The sequence below is a fragment of the Psychromonas antarctica genome (assembly GCF_022267535.1).
In the GTDB taxonomy this organism is placed as follows: domain Bacteria; phylum Pseudomonadota; class Gammaproteobacteria; order Enterobacterales; family Psychromonadaceae; genus Psychromonas; species Psychromonas antarctica.
Map to the genome: position 1 here is coordinate 1 of NZ_JAHNZV010000164.1, position 4,148 is coordinate 4,148.

Here is a 4,148-nt window from a genome sequence, read left to right on the forward strand (position 1 = left end):
AGCTTGATCCTTGCCTGTTTGAAAAAGGAAAAACCAAGGAAAGCACAGGTTGACGAGCATAAAATGGAAAAACAGCTGAAAAAGCTGTTTTATCTTAGCAAAGATCATTTGAGCGAGAATTGCTGGTCGATTCATGCTCTACTTTTGATGTTGATAGTAGTGTGGTAATTGCTATCAGATCAAATTCAGAGCATGTTTGCAATCGTTTCATTGCTTAAGATCCAACCGATGAATAGCCGTTAAATAAGTGATGACTGCTTAATATTACGGTAGGCTAATCCGATCGGATATCCGCGTTGCTGAGTATAAAGCTCAGATCTTTCAGTAATAGCTTGATCACTAATCGAATGTGTAATGGGAAATAAACGCGCGCCAACTGTATTTTTGTCAACAAAGCCAATTTCAAATAATTTTTGCATCAATGCATCTGCACAAGTTAATACTGACGATGCCTTTACTATTTCACAACGTGCATAATTGTCATTTTCAAAGGAAATACCGGCAGCGCGAAGATTGGCATCTTCACCAGGGATCTGTTGAGCTCCGAATAAAGGTTTCCCGGTGACCGTCGCTTGTTTAAAAGCAGGAATATAATGAGACAGATACGCAATTGCACGTTCGCCTCTCATCGCTATTTCTTGATTTAACCAGCCTTTATCTATTTTACGCAATAATTCTGGATCTAACCTTGGTTGTGAACTATTGTCGGCATTAGAGACTAAGCCGTTATTGAATAATGTAATATCGTCTGTCATACCATGCAATTGAACTAAATTACCCACATAGGGGGTAAATTGAGCCATTCCTTTCGGAGTGCCACGCTCTCCATGGAAAATAATCTCGGGCCATAAACCACCCGTTCCTTGCCATTGCGTCACATAAGCCGCTTTGAATTCAACTAATCGTTGACGGTAAAATCCGGCTAAATCATCAATTTCACCTGTTTTAAAACCGGCTGCATTAATAAGATAATCAAATGCTAGGGTGCTTTTATTACCTTTTTCTTCACTAGTAATAAGCCATTTTTGTTGCTTATCTTGCTTTATTTTTGTTACTTTATTATTTAGGTGTATTTGGCATAATTCATTTTTTTCTAATGACAATGCAGCCGTTGCACCTAAACGGAATACATTCCAACCAAATTCTTGTACTAATACAACTGGGAATTTAAGCAGTGACAAATCGACATGCTTAGCAAATGGAATCATCCATTGCTCAAAGGTGCAAGGTACTTCATGCTCATCTAAAAGCGCTAATTTTTGTAACTCCTCTAGCTCAAACAATCGGTAATAATCCTTCGCCTTACCGAGCACTTGGTTATTTATATCTTGGTTAATTAGTTTTTGATATTCACTTTGTAATAGCCTTAATCGAGGCAATAAATCTAATGGTTGCCCCGCGTCTTGTTTCGGGATAGCAATAACTGTTGGACGATAATCTATCGAATCAGGGTACAGGCGTAATGCTTCAATAGACTCTTTTAATAAAGTAATACATTGCTTATCTGGAATTTCCCGATACAAATTTCCACCAGCATGCAAATGGCAAATAGGTGGGCCATTAACTAAACTGCTACCCTTTTCAAACAACTCCACTTGTAAGCCTATTTCACTTAAATACAATGCAATAGAAGCGCCAGCAATACCACCGCCGATAATCGCAATTTTTTTATCTGAAATTTGATTTTTAGTCATCATAAAACCATCTATATTTACGTTAAAAATATTGTAATTGCTTAGTTAAATCATACTGATTAATATCAGAAAGTGTTGCAAGAATATCAGCAAAGTCATCAAAGCTAATGTCAGGATCATGCTCATTAATGTCTTCACCATAGTTATAACCATAACTTAGGCCAATGCTCTGCATATTAGCAGCGTTAGCAGCAAGGATGTCATTTTTAGAGTCACCAACCATCACACATTGGTGAACACTTACACCCAATTTTTTACAAGCATAATGTAAAGGTGATGGATCCGGCTTACGTTTCTCTAAAGTATCACCGCCCACCAGTAATTCAAATAAACCATTTAGCTTTAACCCATCAAGAATAGGTTGAATAAAATCATATGGTTTATTTGTGACAATCGCTAATTGGTAACCTTTGGCTTTCAAAATCTTAAGTGATGAACGAACATGAGGATAGGTAACGGTATCAACACATAAATTTTTAGCATAAAAATCAAGAAAAATAGCTAACGATTTTTCTAATAATTCAGGATCTAGATTGTCAGTCATAGCCATCTGGCCAGACAAACCTCGTTGCACTAAAACACGCGCACCATTACCAACCCAAGAACGTATCATTGTTGGTGAAATTTCTTCACGGCCAATACGGGTTAACATATGGTTAACGGCTAATGCTAAGTCAGGTGCGCTATCAATCAAAGTACCATCTAAATCGAACAGGATTGCTTTTTTATCAGTGAATTTCAAGAATAACTCCTAGGTATTTCTATTTTTTACTCATTAAAGTCATGCGTTATTTAAAACACTCAAGAATATACGTGTAAGTAAAAGATAAAGTTCATTTATTTTACTTATTATCGTAAAGAATCTTTCTGTAGCAATAAATACTTTATTATCTAAAACTATTAATTGTTATTTTTTTAAAGGTCCAGAAAACGCCAACTTTACCCTGTAAACTAAAGTTAAAAGTACTTATTAATCATGTTTGCATTTTTTAGGAATTCGCATTTTTAAAGTCGCTTTAAGGGGGGCGTCAGTTAGCATTCTGAGGCGAAAAGGGGCATATTGTAATGCTGCGAAAGCGTATTCAATAACACAAGGATTGCTATGAAAAGTCTTGTTTTGATAGGGGGAGGGCATGCGCACATGATCACCCTTAGTAAATTAGAGTCATTTATATCTAAAGGGTATCAGGTCACCGTCATTCAACCCTCTGATTATCACTATTATAGTGGTATGGGACCGGGGATGCTTGGTGGAACATACGCACCTGATGATATCCGCTTTGCAACTAAAACGTTGGTTGAAAGTAAAGGGGGGAGATTTGTCAAAGCTCATGCTAGTCGTATTGACCCCGAACAGCAGATGGTATATCTCGAAGAAAGTGACGAGAAAATTAAATATGATGTTCTTTCTTGCAATGCGGGATCTTATGTTCCCAAAAATATCGTTACAGGGCGCGGCAATAACGTTTTTACGGCAAAGCCGATTGAAGAGCTAAACCGAGCCAAAGAGACCATTCTTGAAAAGTTAAATGAAGGCCCAATTTCAATAGCGGTTATCGGAGGAGGCCCCGCTGCTGCAGAGATCGCCGGGAATATCCATCAATTATGCAAACAAAAAGCATTACACCAACCACATATACAACTTTTTAGCGGTCATGGATTAATGTCCAAGGGATCCGCTAGAGTGCAAAAGCTTGTCCGTAAATTGCTTGTCCGCAAAGGTATTGAAATAATCGAAAAAGGTTATGTTAAAAAAGTAGCTGATGGAACAATTACGGTAGAAAATGATATTACCTATAGAGCTGATATTATCTTTCCGGCAATCGGCGTTAAACCGTCGGAAATATTTTCTAAATCAGGCTTAGATGTTGGCCCTGATGGCGGTTTAAAAGTGAACTCATTTTTACAATCTACCAGCCACGTCAATATTTTTGGAGGAGGGGATTGCATCTATTATGCTGATCAGCCACTGGATAAAGTGGGAGTGTATGCCGTTCGTCAAAATTTAGTTTTATATCATAATTTAATGGCTGCACTGGAGGAAAAACGCTTAGAAAAGTTCTCGCCAGGTGGCGATTACCTATTGATCTATAATCTCGGAGATGGTGAAGGGGTGTTATCCAAATGGTCTTTTACCTTCTCAGGCAAACTTGCTTTTATTATTAAAGATTATATCGATAGAAAATTTATAAAATTACATGCTTATGTAGATGACTCAGGCTATTTTTTTAAAAAAGATTAAAACCACTACCACGCACACTTCATGCGACTGCGAAACTGCGTTTCGGTTCGCATTCATTAACAGAGGCGCTGCGCGCTACACAGAGAAAAAACTAATAGACTAAAATATAAGATAATTATTATTTTTTATGTTTTTCTCTGTTTTCCCTCATTTTACTCTGTGGTGCAATTTTTTGACGTGTTTTTATCTTACCTGAGTTAAGTGCATAAGCA

At 37.3% G+C, this 4,148-nt stretch carries 3 protein-coding genes; 1 reads left to right on the top strand and 2 read right to left on the bottom strand.

Features of this window, described 5'->3' with window-relative positions; all coding sequences use genetic code 11:
* Positions 1 to 239: 239 nt before the first annotated feature.
* Together KSO91_RS16225 and KSO91_RS16230 are read right to left on the bottom strand one after the other, a co-directional pair.
* Positions 240 to 1,697 carry an FAD-dependent oxidoreductase gene (locus KSO91_RS16225; protein WP_338049791.1) on the bottom strand — a complete coding sequence of 486 codons (1,458 nt, stop codon included), beginning with the start codon at positions 1,695 to 1,697 and terminating at the stop codon, positions 240 to 242.
* Between the two features lie 19 nt (positions 1,698 to 1,716).
* Complete coding sequence (locus KSO91_RS16230) at positions 1,717 to 2,436, bottom strand: phosphoglycolate phosphatase (protein WP_238744072.1); 720 nt, start codon at positions 2,434 to 2,436, stop codon at positions 1,717 to 1,719.
* Between the two features lie 360 nt (positions 2,437 to 2,796).
* On the opposite strand from KSO91_RS16230, the gene KSO91_RS16235 reads away from it, so the two are divergent.
* Entirely contained in the window at positions 2,797 to 3,936 is a 1,140-nt protein-coding gene (locus KSO91_RS16235; RefSeq protein WP_238744073.1) for an NAD(P)/FAD-dependent oxidoreductase, read from the top strand.
* Positions 3,937 to 4,148 lie beyond the last annotated feature (212 nt).

What these genes read in the sequence shown, in the direction of transcription:
- KSO91_RS16225 (WP_338049791.1), bottom strand. Translation starts at nt 1,697, where the DNA reads ATGATGACTAAAAATCAAATTTCAGATAAAAAAATTGCGATTATCGGC.
- KSO91_RS16235 (WP_238744073.1), top strand. Translation starts at nt 2,797, where the DNA reads ATGAAAAGTCTTGTTTTGATAGGGGGAGGGCATGCGCACATGATCACC.